This window comes from Bacillus sp. SJZ110, assembly GCF_006715455.1.
GTDB lineage: Bacteria > Bacillota > Bacilli > Bacillales > Bacillaceae > Bacillus > Bacillus subtilis.
The window spans coordinates 904,308-926,568 of the sequence record NZ_VFNF01000001.1; the positions used below are offsets into that span (position 1 = coordinate 904,308).

The 22,261-nt window shown below is 46.3% G+C and carries 24 protein-coding genes; 3 read left to right on the top strand and 21 right to left on the bottom strand.

All coding sequences use genetic code 11. From position 1 onward, the window contains the following. Positions 1-22: 22 nt before the first annotated feature. From FB592_RS04530 to FB592_RS04610, 17 genes are all read right to left on the bottom strand, one after another. Positions 23-1,324: a pyrimidine-nucleoside phosphorylase gene (locus FB592_RS04530; RefSeq protein ID WP_141949319.1), complete on the bottom strand. Its 1,302-nt coding sequence runs from the start codon at positions 1,322-1,324 to the stop codon at positions 23-25. A gap of 29 nt (positions 1,325-1,353) precedes the next feature. Beyond that, positions 1,354-2,535 (bottom strand): nucleoside permease NupC, encoded by a 1,182-nt coding sequence (gene nupC / locus FB592_RS04535; protein WP_003227130.1) that lies wholly within the window; start codon positions 2,533-2,535, stop codon positions 1,354-1,356. An 80-nt stretch (positions 2,536-2,615) separates the two neighbouring features. Continuing rightward, complete coding sequence (gene deoC / locus FB592_RS04540; protein ID WP_003227127.1) at positions 2,616-3,287, bottom strand: deoxyribose-phosphate aldolase; 672 nt, start codon at positions 3,285-3,287, stop codon at positions 2,616-2,618. Positions 3,288-3,392: 105 nt separating this feature from the next. Next, positions 3,393-4,334 (bottom strand): DNA-binding transcriptional repressor DeoR, encoded by a 942-nt coding sequence (deoR, locus tag FB592_RS04545; protein WP_003227124.1) that lies wholly within the window; start codon positions 4,332-4,334, stop codon positions 3,393-3,395. Positions 4,335-4,466: 132 nt separating this feature from the next. Beyond that, on the bottom strand, positions 4,467-5,294 hold the full coding sequence (locus FB592_RS04550; RefSeq protein ID WP_041850322.1) for a DUF1206 domain-containing protein: 828 nt from the start codon (positions 5,292-5,294) through the stop codon (positions 4,467-4,469). 72 nt (positions 5,295-5,366) lie between these two features. Next, on the bottom strand, positions 5,367-6,479 hold the full coding sequence (gene eutH, locus FB592_RS04555) for an ethanolamine utilization protein EutH (protein ID WP_029318596.1): 1,113 nt from the start codon (positions 6,477-6,479) through the stop codon (positions 5,367-5,369). Between the two features lie 69 nt (positions 6,480-6,548). Continuing rightward, positions 6,549-7,886: an MmgE/PrpD family protein gene (locus FB592_RS04560; RefSeq protein WP_141949320.1), complete on the bottom strand. Its 1,338-nt coding sequence runs from the start codon at positions 7,884-7,886 to the stop codon at positions 6,549-6,551. After that, a complete protein-coding gene (gene sndB, locus FB592_RS04565) occupies positions 7,883-9,025 on the bottom strand; it encodes an N-acetyl-sulfur-metabolite deacetylase SndB (protein ID WP_021481016.1) in 1,143 nt (380 codons plus the stop codon). The genes FB592_RS04560 and sndB overlap by 4 nt, the downstream gene beginning before the upstream one ends. A gap of 16 nt (positions 9,026-9,041) precedes the next feature. After that, positions 9,042-9,791 (bottom strand): amino acid ABC transporter ATP-binding protein, encoded by a 750-nt coding sequence (locus FB592_RS04570; protein WP_141949321.1) that lies wholly within the window; start codon positions 9,789-9,791, stop codon positions 9,042-9,044. 12 nt (positions 9,792-9,803) lie between these two features. Beyond that, entirely contained in the window at positions 9,804-10,478 is a 675-nt protein-coding gene (locus FB592_RS04575; protein WP_014481396.1) for an amino acid ABC transporter permease, read from the bottom strand. A 22-nt stretch (positions 10,479-10,500) separates the two neighbouring features. After that, on the bottom strand, positions 10,501-11,295 hold the full coding sequence (locus FB592_RS04580; protein WP_003227109.1) for an amino acid ABC transporter substrate-binding protein: 795 nt from the start codon (positions 11,293-11,295) through the stop codon (positions 10,501-10,503). Positions 11,296-11,319: 24 nt separating this feature from the next. Further along, positions 11,320-11,817 (bottom strand): sulfur-containing aminoacid acetyltransferase SnaB, encoded by a 498-nt coding sequence (snaB, locus tag FB592_RS04585; protein ID WP_003242734.1) that lies wholly within the window; start codon positions 11,815-11,817, stop codon positions 11,320-11,322. A gap of 13 nt (positions 11,818-11,830) precedes the next feature. Further along, positions 11,831-13,156: an LLM class flavin-dependent oxidoreductase gene (locus FB592_RS04590; RefSeq protein ID WP_029318593.1), complete on the bottom strand. Its 1,326-nt coding sequence runs from the start codon at positions 13,154-13,156 to the stop codon at positions 11,831-11,833. 431 nt (positions 13,157-13,587) lie between these two features. Continuing rightward, positions 13,588-14,574, bottom strand: a complete 987-nt coding sequence (yxeI, locus tag FB592_RS04595; RefSeq protein WP_141949322.1) for a penicillin V amidase — start codon at positions 14,572-14,574, stop codon at positions 13,588-13,590. A gap of 154 nt (positions 14,575-14,728) precedes the next feature. Next, on the bottom strand, positions 14,729-15,541 hold the full coding sequence (gene yidA, locus FB592_RS04600; RefSeq protein WP_041850318.1) for a sugar-phosphatase: 813 nt from the start codon (positions 15,539-15,541) through the stop codon (positions 14,729-14,731). Between the two features lie 39 nt (positions 15,542-15,580). Beyond that, positions 15,581-16,138: a hypothetical protein gene (locus FB592_RS04605; RefSeq protein ID WP_003242636.1), complete on the bottom strand. Its 558-nt coding sequence runs from the start codon at positions 16,136-16,138 to the stop codon at positions 15,581-15,583. Next, positions 16,119-16,553: a lipocalin family protein gene (locus tag FB592_RS04610; protein ID WP_041850317.1), complete on the bottom strand. Its 435-nt coding sequence runs from the start codon at positions 16,551-16,553 to the stop codon at positions 16,119-16,121. The genes FB592_RS04605 and FB592_RS04610 overlap by 20 nt, the downstream gene beginning before the upstream one ends. 90 nt (positions 16,554-16,643) lie before the next feature. On the opposite strand from FB592_RS04610, the gene cotNE reads away from it, so the two are divergent. Both cotNE and FB592_RS04620 read left to right on the top strand, forming a co-directional pair. Then, complete coding sequence (gene cotNE, locus FB592_RS04615) at positions 16,644-17,009, top strand: inner spore coat protein CotNE (RefSeq protein ID WP_003227093.1); 366 nt, start codon at positions 16,644-16,646, stop codon at positions 17,007-17,009. Positions 17,010-17,256: 247 nt separating this feature from the next. Next, a complete protein-coding gene (locus FB592_RS04620; protein WP_043858345.1) occupies positions 17,257-17,610 on the top strand; it encodes a hypothetical protein in 354 nt (117 codons plus the stop codon). Positions 17,611-17,653: 43 nt separating this feature from the next. On the opposite strand, the gene FB592_RS04625 is transcribed toward FB592_RS04620, so the two are convergent. Further along, positions 17,654-18,052 carry a hypothetical protein gene (locus FB592_RS04625; RefSeq protein ID WP_003227087.1) on the bottom strand — a complete coding sequence of 133 codons (399 nt, stop codon included), beginning with the start codon at positions 18,050-18,052 and terminating at the stop codon, positions 17,654-17,656. A gap of 177 nt (positions 18,053-18,229) precedes the next feature. Between FB592_RS04625 and FB592_RS04630 the strand changes: the two genes are divergently transcribed. Next, positions 18,230-19,195 (top strand): iron-hydroxamate ABC transporter substrate-binding protein, encoded by a 966-nt coding sequence (locus tag FB592_RS04630; RefSeq protein WP_021481022.1) that lies wholly within the window; start codon positions 18,230-18,232, stop codon positions 19,193-19,195. Positions 19,196-19,235: 40 nt separating this feature from the next. Here FB592_RS04630 and FB592_RS04635 read toward each other — a convergent pair whose 3' ends face one another. Genes FB592_RS04635 through yxdL form a run of 3 tightly spaced genes read right to left on the bottom strand, consistent with a single transcriptional unit; the run spans position 19,236 to position 22,213 of the window. After that, positions 19,236-19,583: a YxeA family protein gene (locus FB592_RS04635; protein WP_021481023.1), complete on the bottom strand. Its 348-nt coding sequence runs from the start codon at positions 19,581-19,583 to the stop codon at positions 19,236-19,238. A gap of 13 nt (positions 19,584-19,596) precedes the next feature. Continuing rightward, complete coding sequence (gene yxdM, locus FB592_RS04640; protein ID WP_141949323.1) at positions 19,597-21,465, bottom strand: ABC transporter permease YxdM; 1,869 nt, start codon at positions 21,463-21,465, stop codon at positions 19,597-19,599. Beyond that, on the bottom strand, positions 21,440-22,213 hold the full coding sequence (gene yxdL / locus FB592_RS04645; RefSeq protein ID WP_041850316.1) for an ABC transporter ATP-binding protein YxdL: 774 nt from the start codon (positions 22,211-22,213) through the stop codon (positions 21,440-21,442). The genes yxdM and yxdL overlap by 26 nt, the downstream gene beginning before the upstream one ends. Positions 22,214-22,261 lie beyond the last annotated feature (48 nt).

Sequence of the window (22,261 nt, forward strand, 5' to 3'; positions counted from 1 at the left end):
AGCATGGGATGTGCTTTATTTTTTATTCTGTAATTAACGTATGAATCAGCTTCGGCGCCTTCGCTTCCGCGGCGATGCGGATGTTGTCATAGACTTTTGCGATGACTTCATCGACGTTTTCTCGGTTAGCGTAAAGCGTTACGAGCGGTTCCCCTTTTTCTACTTTGTCGCCGACCTTTTTGCGGAGCATGATGCCGACGGCTAAATCGATTTCGTCTTCTTTTGTGGCGCGGCCGGCACCTAACAGCATCGCCGCGACGCCGATTTCGTCCGCAACGATTTCGGAGACGACACCCGCTTCTTTGGCAGGCACATCAATTTGATATGCGGCTTGCGGAAGCTTAGACGGATCGTCAACAATTGAGCTGTCGCCGCCTTGGTTTTTCAGGAAATCCTTGAATTTCTCAAGCGCTTTGCCGTTTTTCATGACTTCTTCCAGCTTCGCTCTTGCTTCGTCCAATGTATCGGCTTTTTTCGCAAGCACAACCATCTGGCTGCCGAGCGTTAAGACAAGCTCATGAAGATCCTCAGGTCCCTCGCCTTTGAGTGTGTCGATCGCTTCTTTGACCTCAAGCGCATTTCCGATCGCAAAGCCGAGCGGCTGGGACATGTCTGAAATGACAGCCATTGTTTGACGGCCGACGTTATTTCCGATCCGTACCATCGCTTTGGCAAGTTCAGCTGCGTCTTCTTCTGTTTTCATGAAGGCGCCCGCACCCGTTTTTACGTCAAGCACGATGGCGTCCGCCCCGGCAGCGATTTTTTTGCTCATAATCGAGCTTGCAATGAGCGGAATGGAATTGACCGTTCCCGTTACATCACGAAGCGCGTACAGTTTTTTATCAGCCGGCGTTAAATTGCCGCTTTGGCCGATGACCGCAACCTTGTCGCGGTTCACAAGTTTAATAAATGCATCCTTCGTCAGTTCCACGTGGAAGCCATCGATTGCCTCTAACTTATCAATCGTGCCGCCCGTATGGCCGAGGCCGCGGCCGGACATCTTAGCAACCGGCACATCAAGAGCCGCAACAAGCGGAGCGAGAACGAGCGTTGTCGTGTCGCCGACGCCGCCGGTGGAGTGTTTATCCACTTTAATTCCTTCAATGGCAGAAAGATCAATCGTTTCACCGGAGTTCACCATAGCCATCGTCAAGTCCGCGCGTTCACGGTCACTCATATCCTGGAAGAAAATCGCCATAGCAAGCGCGCTTGCCTGATAATCAGGAATGCTTCCGTCTGTATAGCCGTTCACGAAAAATTGAATTTCTTCAGTGGTGAGTTCTTTTCCGTTTTGTTTTTTGATGATGATATCTACCATTCTCATGTTTGGTCACCGATCCTTTTCGATTAAGTTCAGTAAATCAAGCCCACAATTGCTGCTGATAAAAAGCTGACAAGCGTAGCACCGTATAATAATTTCAAGCCGAAACGAGCGACGACATTTCCTTGCTTTTCATTCAGTCCTTTTACGGCACCGGCAATGATTCCGATTGAGGAGAAGTTCGCAAATGACACAAGGAATACCGATACGATCGCTGTTGTACGGCCGCTGAAATGGAAACCGTTTTGCGTAAGCGACGTCATGGCGACAAATTCATTCGATACCATTTTTGTTGCCATAATGCTTCCCGCATTAACAGCTTCATTCCATGGGATACCCACAAGAAAAGCGAATGGAGCAAACACATATCCAAGAATGCCTTGGAACGAAATACCGAATACTGCATTAAAAATGCCATTGATCAAGGCGATAATCGCGACAAATCCAATCAGCATCGCAGCGACGACAACCGCCACTTTGAAACCGTCAAGGATGTATTCTCCGAGCACTTCGAAGAAGGATTGTTTTTCCTCTTCCTCAACACGAAGCATATCCTCTTCTTTTGCAACCTCGTACGGATTAATAATAGAAGCAATTATGAAACCGCCAAATAAGTTCAAGACCAGTGCTGTTACAACATATTCCGGTTTCAGCATTGTCATATACGCGCCGACAATCGACATTGACACAGTTGACATCGCAGATGCGCAAAGCGTGTACAAGCGCTGCTGATTTAAAAGACCGAGTTCTTTCTTCAAGGAGATAAATACTTCTGACTGCCCTAAAATCGCAGAAGCCACTGCGTTATACGATTCCAATCTTCCCATACCGTTTACCTTGCTGAGGGCAAGGCCAATATATCTAATAATAAACGGGAGGACTTTCCACTTTTGCAGAATCCCGATCAGAGCGGATATAAACACGATTGGCAAGAGAACATTCATAAAGAATGTCGTTTGGTCCGCATTCACCAAGCCGCCAAACACAAAGTTAATTCCCTCTGCCGCGTATTCAAGCAGGTAACCGAATCCTTTTGCAAATCCTCCCACGAGGAAATTCCCTATTCCGGTATTGAGGAGAATGTAGCCAAGAATAAATTGCAAAATGAGCATAACAACAATTGGGCGGATCTTAATTCTTTTTTTGCCGCTGCTCGCGATCCACGCGAGGCCTAAAAACACGAGTAAACCGATAATCCCAATCAAATACTTCATATGTGTTTCTCCTTTATTTGTATTCGCTTACAATTACTGTTTCCTCAGAAAACGGAAAGCAGTCTGCCTTCCGTCAGCTCTTAATAGTTGTCTCCGCCTGATGCATTTTCTCCTTTTACGATAGAAACGCCTGCGCTGGCGCCAATTCGGCTTGCTCCGGCCTCTACCATTGTGTCTACATCTTCTTTCGTTCTGACGCCGCCAGATGCTTTCACGCCGATATCAGGTCCTACTGTTTTGCGCATTAAGGCGATATCTTCCTTCGTTGCGCCGCCTGTAGAAAAGCCTGTTGATGTTTTTACGAAATCCGCTCCCGCAGACACCGCTAAACGGCATGCACGTTCTTTTTCTTCATCAGTCAGAAGGCACGTTTCGATAATGACTTTGACAAGCGCTTTTCCGGCTGCAGCTTCCACTACACCGCGGATATCAGCTTCCACCACATCGTCTTCCTTGTCTTTTAAAGCGGCAATATTAATGACCATATCCACTTCAGTGGCGCCTTTTGAAATGGCGTCTTTTGTCTCGAACGCTTTTGTTTCAGTTGTATTGGCACCGAGCGGGAAGCCGATGACCGTACAAACGTCGACTCCAGTTCCCTTAAGCTCTTTTGCAGCAAGCTCCACCCATGTCGGATTGACACATACTGAAGCAAATTTGTATGTTTTCGCTTCTTCAATTAGTTTTAGAATGTCCGCTTTTTGTGTATGCGGTTTCAAAGCTGTATGATCAATTATGTTGGCTAATGACATCCTTCGCACACTTCCTTTTTTGTTAAGATATTTTTTAGCATAACCGACTTTTGAACATATGTAAATTGGTAATTGAAATTTTGTTCAATGAAAGGTTTGAACGTGTCACAAATCATTAACAAGCGCCCTCGCGGTATGCTGGTCAATGATTAAAACGTTGGCATATTTTCCGGTTAATGCTCCGTGAATGGAAGATACTTTTCTGCTTCCGCCGGCAACTAAAATGGAGCGTTCCTTCAGTCTAAGGTCTTGAAGCTCAACACCGATGGTCCGGTCATTGATGGCGCTGCTGCAAATATTCCCTTTCGCATCAAAAAAGCGTGAACAAATATCCCCCACGGCCTGTTTTTTCAGCAGGGCTTTCTCTTCTTCGTTAAAATATCCGAGTCGGAACAACAGCGCTTCATCACGGACAGTCCCCACCGTGAAGAGAGCGATATTCGCCTGCTTTCCCATCTCGATGATCCGCTCAATATGACGGTCTTTCTCCACCATTCGCTTCACATCCGCATTATCAAACACGACGGGAAGCGGGAGATAGCGCGGCATCGTTTGAAAAGCCTCTGCAAACAGCTGAATCGTTTCAGCCGAATACGTGTTTACCCGGGAATGGCTGATGCCGCCTTTTAGCTGGACGACCTCGACGCCTTTTACCTGCTTCGGCTGCATGTTTTGCGCGATTTGATACATGGTGGTTCCCCAGCTGACGCCGACAATGTCGCCGTCTTTTACCGTTTCATGCATATATTCTGCACCATAGCGGCTTAGGTCATGTGTAATTCCTGCATAATCGGGTGTCGGGGAAAACACAACATGCGCCTCAAGGAGCCCGTATTTCTCTTCAAGTATGGAACCGAGCGCATCCAAATCCTCAAATGGGTCCATGACGCGAATCTGGACATACCCTTTTTCTTTCGCATATTGCAGCAGCCGGGAAACGGTTGGCCTTGAAATGTTGAGCTGCTCAGCAATTTGCTGCTGACTGTAGTCAGACTGATAGTAAAGCCTTGCCGCTTCTATGCTTAATTGTTGTTTTTCCCGATCCATTCTGCACCTCCCTGTGGATCAGTCCTGATAAAACTGCTTTTGATTTGCTTTTATTATACAGGCTGGCGCCGGCTTTCATCCACCTGATTTCTAAGAAACTGAAAAACGCTCTGGGCGCAACCTGCCCAGAGCTTATTTCTCCCAGGTCATATGCTGATAAATGCCTTTCATAATGGCGTACATTCCATATAGGATCAGGCCTAATGCCAATATAGACAGAATCAATTTGCCATGCGGCTGCTGCGCGAGTTCGGCGAGCGCACCGTCAAAGCCTCTTGTGTCGTCGGGATCAGCGGTCATGGCTGTCTTGATGAGAAAATAGCCGATGGCTGAGAAAATAATGGAGCGGGCGATATTGCCTGCGCGCCCGGTGTTTTTCGTGATGCATATCATCTGTTTGTTCATTTTTGATGTATCGAATTCTTTCATAAAAGCAGCCCGAACGCCTTTCATAAATTGAACAATCGCAAATACGATAAAACCCGCACCCGTAAGCCCTGTGAGCCATTGGCCGAATGGCTGCGCCAATACATAAGCGGACCACGTCTGTTCTGAAGTGCCGCCGTCCCCTTGGCCAAACACAAATCGCAAGGCATTCCAAGCGATGGATGTGTAAACGGCGGCACTGAAAAAGTTTCCTATTCTCCGTGACAGGCCTCGCCTGCTGTTTCCGTGCCCCTCTGTGTCCTTGATCGCGCTTAACACCATCCAGATCACATAGCCGATAAGGCCGATGCCTATTAAAAAAAGCAATAGTGACCCATACGGCATGCGTGATAGCGTTTGGAGCGCTCCGCTCGAATCTTTGGCGCGGCCTGCCCCGGCAGCCGTCATAAAAGCCAAAACCCCAAGCAGAATAAAAACGCCGCCGAATGCAAAATAACCAAGCCTCCCGAATCGTTTGATCCAAGGCTTGGTTTCCTGTTTTATTTTTGACATGTACCGGTCTTTCACCGCCATGTGTCCAACCCTCTTTCACAGAAATCTTTACTGTAACATTCCCGATTGGACAAAGTTGAAACAGCTTCTGCCTCAGCTATGGCTGGCTGAGATACGTTTTTGCTGTTTAGCTGATTGTGCAGGTGTCATCCAAGCAGCCGCTGCGGCAGCTGTGACTCCGCCTGCTAATTTCCCAATGATCATGGCCGCCGCCATTTCTTTTTTCATTCCAGCTACAAAACCGAGATGGCTGCCGAGTACAAAGGCGCCGCTGACCGCAAACGCGACATTGATGACCTTTCCTCTCGGCGTCATATTCTTTAATGAAGCCAGCATCGGGATATGATGCGCCAAAGAGGTCACTAATCCTGCTGTTGCTGTCTCATCTAAATGAAGGTGTTTCCCCAGGGCCTGAAGCGGTTTTTTAAAGGTTTTTGTAATAAAAGCCGTCATTGGAAACGCCCCTGCCAAGGCAATGGCGATGGTCCCTGTCGTTTGTATCCCTGTCTCGACATTCTCCATTCCCGGAATCAGCACAATGCCGGTCATCGTTTCAACTGAAACAGCTGCAAGCCCGATAATCGCAACCACACTGACCGCTTTCCCGAAGAGATGAAACAACTGAATCATTCTGTCGGTGTATCGCCATAACCCAAAAGCGATCACAGCAGATAACAGACTCGGGATCAGAAGATTTTTACCTATCATGCCGATGTCAAAGCCTGCGCATAATCCGCCGATTAAGCAACCGATCGGCACTGTGCACAGCCCGATTAATATGCCTTTCGCAAAATACGGATGATCCTCTTTTTCGATGATGCCAAGAGCGACGGGAATCGTGAAGACGATTGCCGGCCCCATCATTGTTCCTAAAAACACCCATGAAAACAGCCCGGCCTGCGGATCTTTCGCCATTTCTCCAGCCAGCGCATATCCTCCCATATCAATCGCCAAAATGGTGTTCGCAAAGGAAGAAGGGTCCGCGCCAATCGCCGTGTAAAACGGAGCAACAATGGGAATCAGGATTGCTGCCAGCACGGGCGCCAGCGACACAATTCCGATCATGGACAGCGCCAGCGGCCCCATAGCCTTAAAGCCGTCCGCAAACCGCTCGCCTAGCCCCCATCTGTTTCCCAAACAATAATCCGCCGCTCCCCATAGTAAAAAGGCAGCCAAAATGAATACAACCGCGTCATTCACCGTCATGGTTTTCTCCTTTTTCAAACGTATGATTGGTTTTATCATATCATCTGAAATCACCGAATAGAGTTGATCTTATTCAATATGAGCTAAAAATTCTTTTATATCGGCTTTTTCAACGGCTGTTATGATTCTCCGCGCTTTTTCTTGCGGGACCGTTAATGTCAATTTTTCTTTTATGTCTTCTTCAGACAGCTCATTTCCTGGCGCCCCTTTTGGGCAGTCCACACGCACTTCGCAAATCCGGCCGTCTGATAAATAGGCCCGGACAATCGTGAAACGGCCTTTTGGAACGGCATAGGGAGCCGGCTGAGTAGCATTGTCATATACGCGCTGAATATGCCTTATTGTCGTTTGAATGCCGTTTCGGATCGGCTGGCTGTTGAAATGTTCAACGGTCAGGCCGTGTCCATGCAAAGCAAGAGCAATCACATATTCAACGCTGAAACGGCCTTCCTCTCCAGTTTTTGGAGATCTTTCCGTCAATGCAGCATCTCCGCCTGGCGGAAATATCACTTCAATACGTTCGGTATTGGCCGCAGAAATGGTTTCTTCGGAGATAAGCTGTCGTACCGCATCTGCTGCATGGTGTGCCGCGGAACAAAATGGATAGATTTTAAACCATAGACCCGGCTGCACAATTCTCCACGGTGCCCCCCAATCGTTTAGCAAAGTATGTTGTGCTTTTTCAACGTCACCGTACAGACTGAAGAAACCAGTTTCTCCATCAAGTGCCGTGCGGGACCCGCCAAATTCTGATTGGGCCAGCTTAACGGCCAGCAAGCCAGCCTGAGCCGCCAAACCGGCGTGCAGCGGTTTCATTTCTGTCCCAAATTGCACCCTCATCCCAGCAGATTGCGTAGCCGCAAAACCAATTGCTTTTTCCAGCTCTTCCTGAGTCAGCTCCTCAGCATAACCTACGGCGCAGGCAGCAGCGATGGCACCAAGCGTTCCTGTATTATGCCAGCCCTTTTCATAGTGGCGGCTGCCAATTGATTCTCCCAGCCGTGCCATCACTTCAACACCAACAATATAAGCGCTAAGAATCCGCTCGTCATGTCCGCGAGCGGCAGATGCAATAAGGGCCGGTACGATGACTGCACTGGGGTGTCCTCTTACATCGGAGTGGACATCATCAAAATCCAATGCATGGGCGATAAATCCATTCAGCATCGCGGATTGTAATGGCGCGGCCTTTTTGCCCTGTCCGATAATAGGAACAAGGGGCCGGCCTCCTTCATCCTCTATCAGACGGAGGAGCTTTTGAATTCCTTTATCTTCTCTTCCTGCGAATGAAGCGGCAGTAAAATCAAGTAATCCTTTTTTTGCTTCGCGAATCGCGTCAACTGAATGCTCAGGTTGTGACGTTCTCACAGCCGCTGCAAGACCTGCTGTCAGCCCTTGTTTGCTCATTTGATGGTCTCCAATACAATAACCGCCAGCTCCGCAAAGTATTGAGAGGCAACCGTAAGGGCTTCTTCATCCAGTGTAAAGGCCGGATGATGCCACTCCTCCGTCCCGTTCGTTCCCATCCAGACAAAAAATCCCGGAATCTTCTCTTGATACAGAGCGAAGTCTTCTCCGCCCGGAGACTGCTCAGCGTGAACGGTTTGATAGCCAAGCCGTGCCGCAGCTTCGGATGCCGCATTCAAAAATGTGCCGTCATTCTGAACGGAAGGCAAATAAGGAAACCACTTGAATTCTGCTTGTGCCCCATAGCCCGCTGCAATTCCTTCAGCCACTCGTCTCATATGCTCCGGAACAGCCTGCCGCGCTTCTTTTTGAAAGGTTCGTACCGTCCCCTCCATTTCAGCTTGGTCTGGAATCACGTTCCACGACGTGCCCGCCTGTACTCTTGTGATACTGACGACTGCGTTTTGCAGTGAGCTGATATTGCGGCTGACCACAGATTGCAGCCCGCTGATGATTTGTCCGGCTGCAGCGATTGGATCAATACTGTTATTTGGGATGCCGGCGTGTCCGCCTTTCCCTTTGATGACGATCTCAAACCGGTCAACACTTGCCATAAGCGGACCTTCCTTTACACCAATGGTTCCGACAGGCAGATCCGGCTTATTGTGCATGCCGAAAATCGCGGAAATGCCATCAAGTACACCAGCTTCTATGACCTTTCTTGCTCCTGCGGCAATTTCTTCGGCCGGCTGAAAGATAAAGCGGACTGTACCTTTCAGCTCGGCCTTTCTTTGATTCAGCAAAATCGCTGTGCCAATAATAGAAGCAGTATGAAAATCGTGTCCACATGCATGCATTGTGCCATCAACCTTAGATGCAAACGGGAGATTCGTCTGTTCTTGGATCGGGAGCGCGTCAATATCCGCTCGTATTGCTATCACGGGGCCGTCTTCCCGTCCTTTGATTTCTGCAATCACGCCAGTCTCCAATTGAGGAACATCAAGTATTTCGATTTGCTCCTCCTCAAGCCAGCGGCGGATTTTTTTCGTCGTTTCAATCTCTTGAAATGACAGTTCAGGATGTTCATGAAGATCACGCCGCATATTGATTAAACGGGTATGAAACGTTTTGTCGGCCATTGTTCTTCTCTCCTTCTTATATAAGCTCTGCAGGCTCTCCCACCTGCTTGATAAATCGTTTCGTCCGTTCGTTTTTCGGATGGTCAAACAATTCCTCTGGCGTTCCCTGCTCGATAATATGGCCGTCTGCCATAAAAATCACTTGATCAGCAACCTCTTTTGCAAACGCCATTTCGTGTGTAACAATGATCATCGTTGTTTGTTTTTCCGCAATGGACTTGATGACCTGAAGCACCTCTGTGACGAGCTCAGGGTCAAGCGCTGACGTTGGTTCATCCAGTAAAATCGCATGCGGATTGACCGCAAGCGCCCGCGCAATGCCGATTCGCTGCTGCTGGCCGCCAGACATTGTGATCGGATAGCTGTCAGCCTTATGCTCCAGACCGACTTGTTTCAGAATCTCCATTCCAATACGTTTCGCTTTGTCGCGTGGTTTATGTTGAGCCACGATTAAAGCTTCTGTAATGTTTTGCAGAGCCGTTTTATTTTTAAACAGATTGTAGTTTTGAAAGACCATGGCCGTTTGCTGGCGAAGCCGATATGCTTCCTTGCGTGTAAACTTTTCCGCGTTCAGTTTGGCTTCTCCGATTTCAATAAGTCCTTGATCCGGACGCTCTAATAAATTTAAGCACCGGAGAAGCGTTGACTTTCCGGAACCGGACGGACCGATGATTGCCACCACTTCTCCGCGTTTCACTTCTAGATCGATTCCGTCGAGCACGACGAGATCTTTAAACGCTTTGCGAATATTTTTTACTGTTATCAACTGATTTCACCTCTAAGTCCGGTATGGCTTGCTCATGGCACGTTCAAACAAGTCCTGCAACATGCTGTAGATCATGGTAAGAATCCAATAGACGATCGCAACCGCCAAGTACGTCTCAAAATATTTGAGGTTTCCTGAAGCGTACATCTTCCCTTGGGCGAACATCTCCATGACCCCTAATGTAAAGGCCAGTGACGTTTCTTTCAGGAGCCCGATAAATGTATTGCCCGTTGCCGGAATCGCATTTCGGATCGCTTGCGGCAAAATAATCCGTCTGTATGCCTGAAATTTTGTCATACCGACAGACAGGCACGCCTCCAGCTGCCCGTCATCAACAGAATTGAGGGCGGCCCGGAAGATTTCTGCCAAATAAGCTGCGTTTTTTAAGCTTAACCCGATGATGGCAGCTGTGAGAGCTGTCATTTTGCTCATCTCTGGAAATAGCTGCGGCAGCCCGTAATAGATTAAGAACAGCTGTACAAGTGTCGGCACGCCTCGGAAAAAGGATATATACAGCTTTGACAGCTGATGAAGCACTGGAATTTTGTTTTTTGTAATGAGTGCGAGAATAAGTCCTCCGATAATGGCAAAAATCATAGCTGCTATTGCCATAAACAAGGTGATCGGAAGGGCCTGAATTAAAGTCGGGAACGCTGATATCATGAATTCCCAATCAATCGTGTTCATTCTGGTGAGTCACCGCCGTTTCTTAATGCTTCTGTTCTACTGTGATATCTTCATTAAAGTATTTTTCAGAGAGTTTTTTCAGTGTTCCGTCTTTACGCAATTCATCTAGGGCCTTATTGACTTTTTTGCGGAGCTTGTCGTGCGCATCGTCCTTGGCAAATGGGAATGCAACCTGTTCGTAAACAATCGGATCTCCTGCAAGCTTTAATGGCAAACCGGTCTTCTTGATTTGTGCGATCAATACAGTTCGGCTGTTGACATAAGCGTCTACACGGCCGTACGCAACATCCTTCAGCGTACCCTCTTGTGTTTCGTACGTTTTGATATTGATTTTTTTATCAGGATCTTTGCTTTCAAGGTTTTTCGCGTGGTTTGAACCGAGAACGGCTGCGACTGTCTTGCCTTTTAAATCGTCTACTGATTTGATGTCTGTATTGTCTTTTTTGACGACAATCTGTGTTCCCGCATAAGCGTATGGTTTCGTAAAGTTATACGTTTCCTTACGTTCGTCTGTCACAGCTACCTGGTTGGAAATGGTGTCAAGCTTGCCTGTTTGAAGTTCTCCCATCAGCCCGCTGAATTCAAGCAGCTTCCAGTCCAGTTTCATGTCAATTTTCTTAGCGACTGCTTCCATCACTTCCACGTCAAAACCTGTCAGCTTTCCGTTTTCTTTATAAGCAAATGGGTAACTTTGTCCTGTCGCACCGACATGAAGCACATTGTCATCCTCTTTACTGCTGCTGTTTCCATTGCCGCAAGCTGAGAGCACCGCTAATAATGCAGCAACGACCAGCACTGTCCATTTTTTCATCTTCATTTGATTTTCCCGCCTTTTCTATTTTTATAGATCATGTCGCAATTGTTTTTTCATATAGACTGTGATATGCCCTTTTCCAAGGTCTTGTTCACCTGAGCGGACATATCCTTTTCGTTCGTACATCTCAATCAGCCACGGATGCTTATCCGCTGTTCCGAGTGAGACAAACGGAACCTTTAACGTATCGCGAAGGATTGTTTCCTCCAGCCATTGAAGCAGCTTTGTTCCGATTCCTTTTTTTCCGGTGTCGGGGTCCACAGCAAACCACCAGATATGCGGAACGCCATACGGTCCCGGCTGTTTTCCCCAAGGCATTCTCAAGGTGATGGTCGCGATGATCCGCCCGTCTTCTTCCATGACGTAGCAAGCATTTTCCCGAATATTTTTCAGCACCAAATCCAAATCCGCATGAGCGGCAGCAAAACGAATGCCGAGCTTTCGAATCGGTTCATAAGCCCGCAATGTCAGCTCGAGAAGCTGTTCGGCATCACGTTCAACTGCAAGGCGGTATCGTGGCTTCATCTAGCGTTCCTCCTTACTTTGCATAGCGGTTTACCGGCTTTTCCAAACCGAAGTGCTCTCGTAATGTTGTGCCTTCATATTCTTTTCTGAACACGCCGCGCTCCTGTAAAATCGGAACCACTTGATCAACAAACACTTCAATTCCTTCTGGAAGAAGCGGAGGCATGATGTTAAACCCGTCACACGCTTTCGTATCCACCCATTCCTGCATCTTGTCGGCGAGCTGCTCCGGCGTGCCGACGAAGATATGGTGGCCTCTGGAGCCTGCAACGTATTTGTAAAGCTCTCGTATCGTCATATTGTCACGTTCAGCCATCTCCTGAACAAGCTTGAAGCGGCTCTTCACCGCATTGGAAGCTTCGGCGTCAAGCTTCGGCAGCGGCCCATCAAGCGGATATGCCGACAAATCAATTCCGCCTAAGTAATTTTGGAGAATTTGCAGACCGACAGATGGGATAATCAGATCTTGGAGCTCCTTGTATTTGGCTTGCGCTGCTTCTTCTGTATCGGCAATGATTGGGAAAATACCCGGCATAATGGCAATTTTTTCTGGATCACGTCCGAATTCCGCAGCCTGTTCTTTAATGGATTGATAAAATTCCTGAGCTGATTCCAGGTGGTTTTGTGCTGTGAAGATCACTTCTGCTGTTCTGGCAGCCAGCGCTTTTCCGTCTCCTGATGATCCTGCCTGGATAATGACCGGCTGGCCCTGCGGGGTTCTTGAAACGTTCAGAGGTCCGCGAACCGAGAAATATTCTCCTTTGTGGTTCAGCTCATGCATTTTTTCTTTGTCAAAGAATTCACCCGTTTCTTTATTACGGATAAAGGCGTCCTCTTCCCATGAATCCCAAAGCCCCTTTACAATCTCGACAAATTCCTCTGCCCGCTGATAGCGCAAATGGTGTTCAAGGTGCTTTTCACCGCTGAAATTCAGCGCTGTGGATTCAATAGATGAAGTGACGACGTTCCATCCGGCACGGCCATTGGACAGATGATCCAATGAAGCAAACTGTCTGGCAATATGGAATGGCTCGCTGTATGTAGTGGAGGCTGTTGCTGTCAGTCCGATTTTTGATGTGACCTGCGCCAAAGCAGAGAGCAGGGTGAATGGCTCAAACCTTGTTAATACATTTGGATGTGATTTGCTGTCAATTGAAAGGCTGTCCGCTAAAAACAGCATATCCAGCTTGCCTCGCTCCGCTGTTTTCGCAAGCTCTTTAAAATAATCCAAATTCATGCTCGCATCTGACGGCGCGTCCGGGTGCCGCCAAGACGCAACATGATGGCCTGTACCTGCTAAAAATACCCCTAATTTGATTTGTTTCTTTTTGCTTGTCATGGCGATACTCCTTTTATCATGTTTTTAGGCTGAATAATCCGAAAAATAAACTCCTATATTCCTAGTCGTTTAATATGAATAAATCAAAATGTACCTTTGTCTTGGACGTTTGTCAATGAGTTAAGATTAAATTTTTCTTTTTAAGCTGAAAAGAATTTCGCAGTATCATGGGACGGCATTTGTGCAACCTGTATACTGGCAAAACCAGTCTGATGCTGAACCTCGTTTTGATCCAAAGTTTTATATAAATGTAGCTTGTACCTTATCTCTACTTCCGACCATACGCATTTTGCCGTCGCTTTTGCTCTTTGCTAATAAACGCGCGTGTCGCCGTCGTAGAACGGTCCATTTTCCAACTCATTCAGAAGCTGAGACATCACATAAAAAAATAAGCTGATCCCGGATTCATACCGAAATCAGCTAATTGAATCTTAATTAAGTTCTAGAATACTTTCTTCTGCTTTAGCAGAAAACACTTTAGGCTCAAGGCGGTCTAGGTCTTCATGAAATAAACTCACTTTTTGGATTTGCCGATTGTCATAGTGGTGGAAATAGTAGTTTCCAGTTTCGTTGCACATCACGGAAGTATATTGCGTATAATGAATTTCGTCTTCTTCCGTTATCACTGCGCCCTTTGGTATCGTTATATTTGCCAAAATGTGAAAAGCGGCTGTTACACCTTTCGTTTCATCGGCCGCCGGCTCTAGATGTTCTTTCAAATAAACAGCTCTGACAAACCGGGAAGGCGGTGTATAATCCCCCGGCAGACCAACAGTTCCTAAGCCTTGGCCAAAAGCAGAAAGGGCTAATCCGCCCAATTCTATGCTCTCTAATTGCTTCGGTCTGATTCCTGTATATTGCTGCAGATTGGTTACATGCCATATAAAGTCGGGGCTGTTCGTCATGACACCAGGTTGATTATCATAGACTTTGAGGCCGTCTGCTCTCGGTTCTATCGTCAGGCTTCGGCCCGTCCGGTCTGACAATATCCAGTGAAGCGGTAAAACTGTATCCAATAGATCTAATTTTTTCTCTACAATCGTTAAAGATCGAATCTTTTCTTTTACGTCTTCCAAAGACTTACAGACTGACAGCACCCATGTCACAAACTCATGCGGGGCAATGTGAACGGTATCTTCCCGTATCGTTTTTTCGTACTCCGCATAGCCAGGAAAATAAAGTGCAGCACACGATAAACCGCTTTCATTAACACCGTCGGCAAATAATATATTTCCAAGTTTTCTCCCCATACCGATAAACGCGTACTGTGTCTGATGGGCCTTTCCGTCAGCTTCACTATTCCAGCTGTAACGGCGCGGATAGAGAATCACCTCTGTCCCCAGCTGAAATGCAAAATCCATTGTTCTCGCTAATAAATGATTCCGGTCAGCAGTTTCCAATGTAAGACTTGTGCACATTTGATCAGTCCCCTTTTCAATTCAGATTAATATCATACATATTGTGAACGAATTGGTTTTATCAGCATAACGAAAGTCAAATCGGTTCGTCAAAGAATTGACATTACATCAAATAAAACGAAAAAATCCAGCCTTTAGAAGGCTGGATTTTTTATTATTTAGCCAAAACAAGCTCGTGAATCGCATGCGCAACACCATGTTCATTATTGGAGCGTGTTTGAAAGTTTGCGGCTTCCAATACTTCTGGGATGGCGTTTGCCATGGCAACCCCGCAGCCCGCCCATTCGATCATTGTCAGGTCGTTCCCATTGTCGCCTATGCACATGACTTCCGCCTGTTCAATTCCAAGCAGCTGAGCCAGCTGGCGTACAGCATTTCCTTTGCTGGCTTCCGGGTGCAGAATCTCATAAAAGAAAGGCGCGCTTTTGACCATTGAATATTTTTCTCTCACGTCTTTTGGAATCGATGTAATGACGCGGTTTAAGTTCTCCGGTTTATCAATAAACATCACTTTCGGGATGAGGATATCTTTTGGCACCTCGTCAATCTTGCGGAAATGAAGCGGCACCTGTGTCACATAGGATTCGTATACGGTAAATTCGCTAATATCCCGGTTAGGCGTATACAAATTAGATGAGTCAAAGAAATGCATCGGCGTCTTCAGCTCTAAGCTCAGGTCATATAATGAAGTCAAATCATCATAGCCGAGAGACAGCTCCGAGACCACTTCATTTGTATGCGTATTTTGAACAAGCGCTCCATTATACGCAATGACATAGTCGCCTTCTTCAATTAAATTCAGTTCATCTAAATATCTCTGCACGCCCCCGATAGGCCGGCCGGTGCAAAGCACAATTTTGACACCTTCCGCTTTTGCCGCGTGAAGGGCGTCGCGGACCTCCTCTGTTACTTCATGATGATCATTTAAAAGTGTTCCATCCATATCAATTGCAATTAGTTTGTACATCCTGCATCTCCTTCATGTCGTTTTCAGGCTATAGTCCCATCATATCGTTTTTTCTTTTTGATATTCAACCGGAAGAGATGGTTTTCTCCGGATTCTGTTTAGACGCCGCCCTTGTCTTCGGATACGCAAGCGCGGTTTCCGCTTTCTTTCTGCCTTGACGCCGTTTTCTGCTTTTTTCTGTTTCATCAGCAGAAAGCCGGCAGCTAGAAAAGGAATGCCGGTTATATTCAAGATGGCAAGCTTCACACCCGCCGCGATGAAAAAGAACCCCCATGAAGATGATGGATTCCGTCTGATCATGACGTAAGCCGCCATTTCCAGAACGATCAGGATGGCATGAAGCACTATGCCATAAATCAGCAATACAAGGGCAAAAAACAACACATAATTCACGATTGCCCCTGAGTACATCATAGCGCGCATCATTTGTATAAACGATAAGGACTGCATGGAGCCGCTGATGACATTAGGGTTATAGATCGTATAGTCACTAAATAAATGTTTGACTTTGAGAAAAGCCCATAATATAAATATCCATTGAATGATATGTAAAACAAGCCCCGCTGCCACCAGTCTTTCAGCTTTTTGATTTCTCATCTTTCTCCTCCCTGCCGTTCTTTGATTCGATTCTTGTCATCGTTTTTTTCTGGCCATTTTGCTCCCATATCAATGTCCCGTTTTCTCCTCTTTTCAGCGTGCTTTTGAGCGGATAATAGGGGCCGAGGTACTGAATCTCGATAGACCCGTCAGTGCTTTGGGAAATCACCTTGTATGCCATAAAAGGCAGCTGTACCTCTCCTCTTCCTTCCATCACTTCCGTTTCCACAACCTCGTCTTCGGTAAATGTGACTGTTGCTGATTTCACGCCGTCCGTTGGCCCGGGGGCAAGCCCCTCATCCCACGTTCCGTAATAAAACGGCGTCTCTTCTTTTTGCTGCTGGCAGCCCGATACCATGATGCATACAGCAATTAAAAACAAAATGCCATATTTGTTTCTCAAGGGGATCACCATCCTTTCCTCCTCTTTTTGGGCGAATGCCGTGCCACTGTGCCAATGACTACATAAGTTATAAGGAATTCACCCACAAGGAGATTGATCATAATGAACCCTTATCAATATTACAGCCCTCAGCTGCCTCAGCAGGAACCTTACTATAGCCACTATGAGTACAATCCTTATCCGCAGCAGGATGTATACGATCCATACCAAATGGACAGACAGCCGGCATTGGAAAGAAGAATCGCAGCACTTGAACGGCAAAATGAACAGCAGTCAAGAGAATTAACCCGTCTGACAAACGAAGACCGCCGTCAAAATCGGGAAATTGCACGGATTGCCGAACAGGTCAATCAGCTAAGCCAGGCTGTTGAACGCCATACACGCCGCTTAAACCGGCTCAATCAGCGCCTCCGTACAGTAGAAAACCGGCTGAATATCCCATTTACTGCAGGGGAAGGCGGTTTCTGAGCGAAACAAAGAAAAAAAGCGGAATACGATTCTCCCATCTCAGGGTTTCGTTTTCCGCCATTCTTATATGTTAAAACGGAACATTTACATAAAAAGGGTTTGTACCCAGTATACAATCTTTACCGTTTTCATTCAAAGACAGAGGGGCTGAGGAAAATAATTGTAGTTCCTCATTTGCAGAATTTCTTTTCAATCAGGTTGCATGATAATACCGACTCACGTCAATCGATACATGGAGGGATCATTCATGCATAATACACAACACGGCTTGCAGCAGCTGAATCAATGCCGCCAGACTGCTCAGCAGCTCATTCAGCAAACACAGCAAAGCAGCCAGCAATATCGCCACATGCTTCATCAGGAACAGCAAAACATCCAAATGCTGCAGCAGATTCTAAACCACGAACAACAAGCTGCACATACCATTCAGCAAGCACTGCACGGGCATGACATGGCGATTCAAAAGTGCCAGCAGGTTGTCAACATGTGCAACCAAATGCAACAGGAACTTACTGGACAATCCAGCGTCATGAATACGAATGTGTCTACACTTCCATTCGGCCAAAACACGCCATTTCAGCAGCAATCCTATCAGCAGTAACATATAAAAAGCTCAACACAATGCGAGTGTTGAGCTTTTTTTCTTACTGTTCTTTGCGAATATGTATATCCTGAATAGACTGTTTCGGTGCATGAAATCTGCTCTCGGCTTCACTTCTTGCCTCGGCAAAAGCCCGCGCCTCCACATGATCTTTGTAGACATCCAGCTGAATCAAATACAGCGGGCGCACTTTAAATCCATGAATAATGGTCACCGCCCATAACGGGACCACAATAAAAACACCGGGCAGATCGGGCAATACAAAACCAAACGCAAAAATGAAAAAATAAATGATGCCGTACATGATCCACTTTCTATTTCTAACCTTGATGCCAATAAATAAAAAGGCAAAAAAACTGGTAATGGCAAAAGGCATGAAAATAAACAGCATCCACCAGCTATGCAGCCATTCCCAAGCGGAACCTCTTTTTGTAATTCCCATATTTTTCTCCTCCTATTTACCTATAATAATCGATTAGGCATACCGCGTCACCCATAAACGGGAAAAACTTTCTCCCTTAAAAATAGTGATAGACGGGGAACAGGTTTCTTGCTATATTATTAATTGATAATGATAATCATTACTAATCTATTGAGATACATAGTGGGAGGGTTCTTGATGAAAAAGAACATATTGCTCGTGGGCATGCTTGTGCTGCTTCTCATGTTTGTCAGCGCTTGCAGCGGCACGGCTTCTAAAGGGAGCTCAAGCGATTCTGCTTCCGAAAAAACAGAAATGAGAACATACAAATCACCAAAAGGGAACGTCAACATTCCTGCACATCCGAAACGCATCGTCACTGATTTTTATGCCGGTGAATTGCTGTCTGTCGGGGCCAATGTGGTCGGCTCAGGCTCATGGTCATTTGATAATCCGTTTTTAAAATCAAAGCTGAAAAATGTGAAGGATGTTGGTGATCCAATCAGCGTTGAAAAAGTGATGGAGCTTCAGCCTGACTTAATTGTTGTCATGAATGAAGAGAATGTTGATAAATTAAAGAAAATCGCTCCGACTGTTGTCATACCTTATAACACAGCGAAAAACGTAGAAGACACAGTCAGCATGTTCGGAGAAATCGCCGGAGCGAAAGACAAAGCAAAATCCTTTATGGCTGACTTTAACAAAAAAGCGGAAGCAGCTAAGAAGAAAATTGCCGGCGTCATCGACAAAGATGCGACCTTCGGCATTTATGAAAACACAGACAAGGGCGAATTCTGGGTGTTCAATGACAATGGCGGACGCGGCGGCCAAGCTGTATACAATGCACTTGGGTTAAAAGCGCCTGAAAAAATTGAGCAAGATGTCATCAAAAAAGGAGAGATGAAACAGCTCTCTCAAGAGGTTATTCCTGAGTATGCCGCAGACTATATGTTCATTACGGATTACAACCCGAAAGGCGAAAGCAAAACACTCGACAAGCTGGAGCATTCCTCTATTTGGAAAAATCTTGACGCTGTTAAACATAATCGCGTGTTTATCAATGACTTTGACACGTTCTACCCGTACGACCCGATTTCTGTCAGCAAACAGGTGGATATCATCACCGACATGCTGATCAAACGGGCCGAAGAAAATAAAAAATAAAAAAACGGCACAGTCATGACGCTGTGCCGTTTTTTATGATTCACTTTAATTTTGATTGTACGGAGTCCGGCATATTTTCAAACTTGACTTCTTCCCAAGTCTCGACATACTTTCCTTTCGCCTTCACCTTCAAATACGCGTTCTTCCGAAGCTCTTTGCCGGCGAAAAAGGTCACTTCTTCTTTTTTCCCGGATGCATTATATCCGTCTAATGTATATTCAGTACCGCCCGGACTAAGATGTCTGCCATCTCGATCAATCTGAACATAGACATCTTGCTGGTGAATAAACGGATTAAATCTGTCTGTAACATCGTTATGAAAAAAGAGAAGCCCGCATATTACGGCAGCAGCCGCCAAGACGGCCAGGATTGCCATTGCTTTTTTCATCTTTGCACTCCCCTTACTTGTTCATTTTTTTCAAATAGCTTGACCGCACCGCGAGGAAGAATAGAAGCTGAAAAATGAAAAACCCTCCGATGGTGAGACTGAGCGGCCCCGCGACATCAGAATAGCCTTCCACAGCCAATGTTCTCAAAGCAAACAGTGTATGCATGACGGCAATGACAAATGGAAAGAAGAAAAGAATCGCCAATTGTATTGTCACGCTTTGTGCCATTTCACGCTCACTCAGGCCGATTTTGGCCAGTGAACGGTAGCGCTCCCGGTCTTCATCTAAATCAGTGAACAGCCTGAAATATAAGAAACTTGCTGCCGCGACAAAGAATACAATTGCGATAAACAGGCCGATAAATAAACTCAGGCTCGGCAGCTGCACCGTATCATAGTAAGTCCCGGCTTTTGAAGCAAAATCAGAATGCACGTCGATATAATTGCCGTAAATCTCATTTTGCAAGGATTGGCTGATCTCAAGACTGTCTTTCCAATGATCATAGCTGTAGCCGTATAATGACGCTTGATCACCGAGTGATTTCAGCTGATCAAAGGTTTGATCATTCACTGCGATGATGGCATTCAATGAGATCAGCGGTTTTTTGACTTCTTTTACCGACAGTTTTTGATCAGACAGCTCCCCTTTTTGGTTCAGCAGCTTCAGCTGATCCGGCGCTTCGTTTTTGAAATTGCGGTCATACGTTCCCGGGAAATAGACAGCCTCGTCTTCTTTCAGGCCGTTCACTTTGACATGGAAGTATTTTGCCGCATCCGATTCACTGATCATGTAAACAGGGGGAACAGTTTCTCCTTCCTGATAGCGAACATAGGAAACATCTATTTTGTCTTTCTTATACGTAAAGCCGTGTGTTTTCAGTTCATGGTCAATATCTTTCAAATGAGTCTGTTCTTTTGGATTGTTGCTGTAAGATAAATACTCCATTTCATAAGCGGACTCTTCCGCCCCGACGGTCGATTTGTACATCGCGAGCACGCCTGTCGCAGTAAACGCAACCGCGGAAATAATGCTGACAATAAAGAACAGGCGGGCGTTGTCTTTTAAACGATAGACAAGGTCAGAAACCCAAATGACGTTTTTCCCGCGCAGATAAAAGGTTTTCCACTTCTTCAGCGCGCGCAGAATCCAAATGCTGCTTTGGCTGAAAAAGAAATATGTTCCGATGACGGTGAGCAGTAAAATGATAAACGGTTCGGCCCCGTGGACATTGCCTTTAAGGACCATGCCGTACCCGCCGCACAGACAGGCGATGCCGAATAAGGACAGAAGCACGGACGGCTTAGGCTCCGGCTTAATCTTGTCAGTGCCCTTTATTAATTTGATAACCGTATTTGATCTGACAAAAAGGATCGTAAACTGCGATAAAAGGAAAAATAAGAGCAGAAATCCACCGGCCGTAATACCGAGCGCTTTCCAAGGCATATACAAAGGCAGCGCGTCCATTTCTAAAATATAAGCGCCAACCGTAAAGAACGTCTTTGAAAAAATGAATCCTCCGATAATGCCGGCTGCAATTGACATGACGCCGATGATCATATTTTCCGCAGTAATGAGCTTTCTCAGCTGCCCCGGCGTGATGCCCTGCATGAGCAGGATGCCGAATTCTTTATTTCTCGATTTCAAAAATGCGTTAACCGAATACAGAACAAATAAGAAAGAAAAAACAAAGATCATCCATTCCGCAGCGGTTAAGCCTTTTTTGGCGATGTTATTCAGGTAGCCTTCCTTTAATGCCGGATGAAACAGGAACATCGCAAAGGTAAAGAAAATTAAAACGGAAAAGGCGCTGCTTAAAAAGAATGCAAGATAGGCCCTTTTGTTTCTCGTGACGTTATTATAAGCGAACTGAAGAAAGGTCATTTGCGTTTCCCCCCAGCATAGACAGCACATCGAGAATTTGTTCATAAAATACTTGGCGGTTTTCCCCGCGGTAAATCTCATTAAACAGTTCGCCGTCTTTTATAAAGATGACGCGACGGCAATAGCTTGCCGCAACAGGATCGTGGGTCACCATCAAAGCCGTGACATGATCATCCTGATTCAGGCTCTGCATCGTTTCCATGACGTCTTTTGACGCTTTGGAGTCAAGGTTGCCCGTCGGTTCATCAGCCAGGATGAGTGACGGCTTATGAATGACCGCTCTTGCGATGGCGGCACGCTGGCGCTGTCCTCCGGATACTTCAAACGTCCGTTTGTTGAGCAGGTTTTCGATTCCGAGCTTTGCCGCGATGCCTTGCAGTTTTTCTTCCATGGCAGACGGCGCTTCTTTTTCAAGCGTTAACGGCAGCATGATATTTTCACCGATCGTCAGCGTGTCCAGAAGGTTGAAATCCTGAAACACAAATCCGAGCTTCTTGCGGCGGAAATGAGCGAGCTTTGTCCGCTTCAGGCGATGCGGGTTTTCTCCGTGAATCAGGATATCGCCTGAATCTGGACGGTCAATCGTTGAAATGATATTCAAAAGCGTTGTTTTTCCGGACCCGGACGGCCCCATCACCGCCGTGAACTCGCCTTCTTCTATTGAAAATGAAATTTGCTTTAAGGCTTGATAGGATACTTGTCCTTTATAGGTTTTATTTATATGTTTGACTTCAAGCATATTCGCCATGAAAATCCTCCTTATGGTTTTATTCTTGTTGATCTGGGCTGCTTTCAT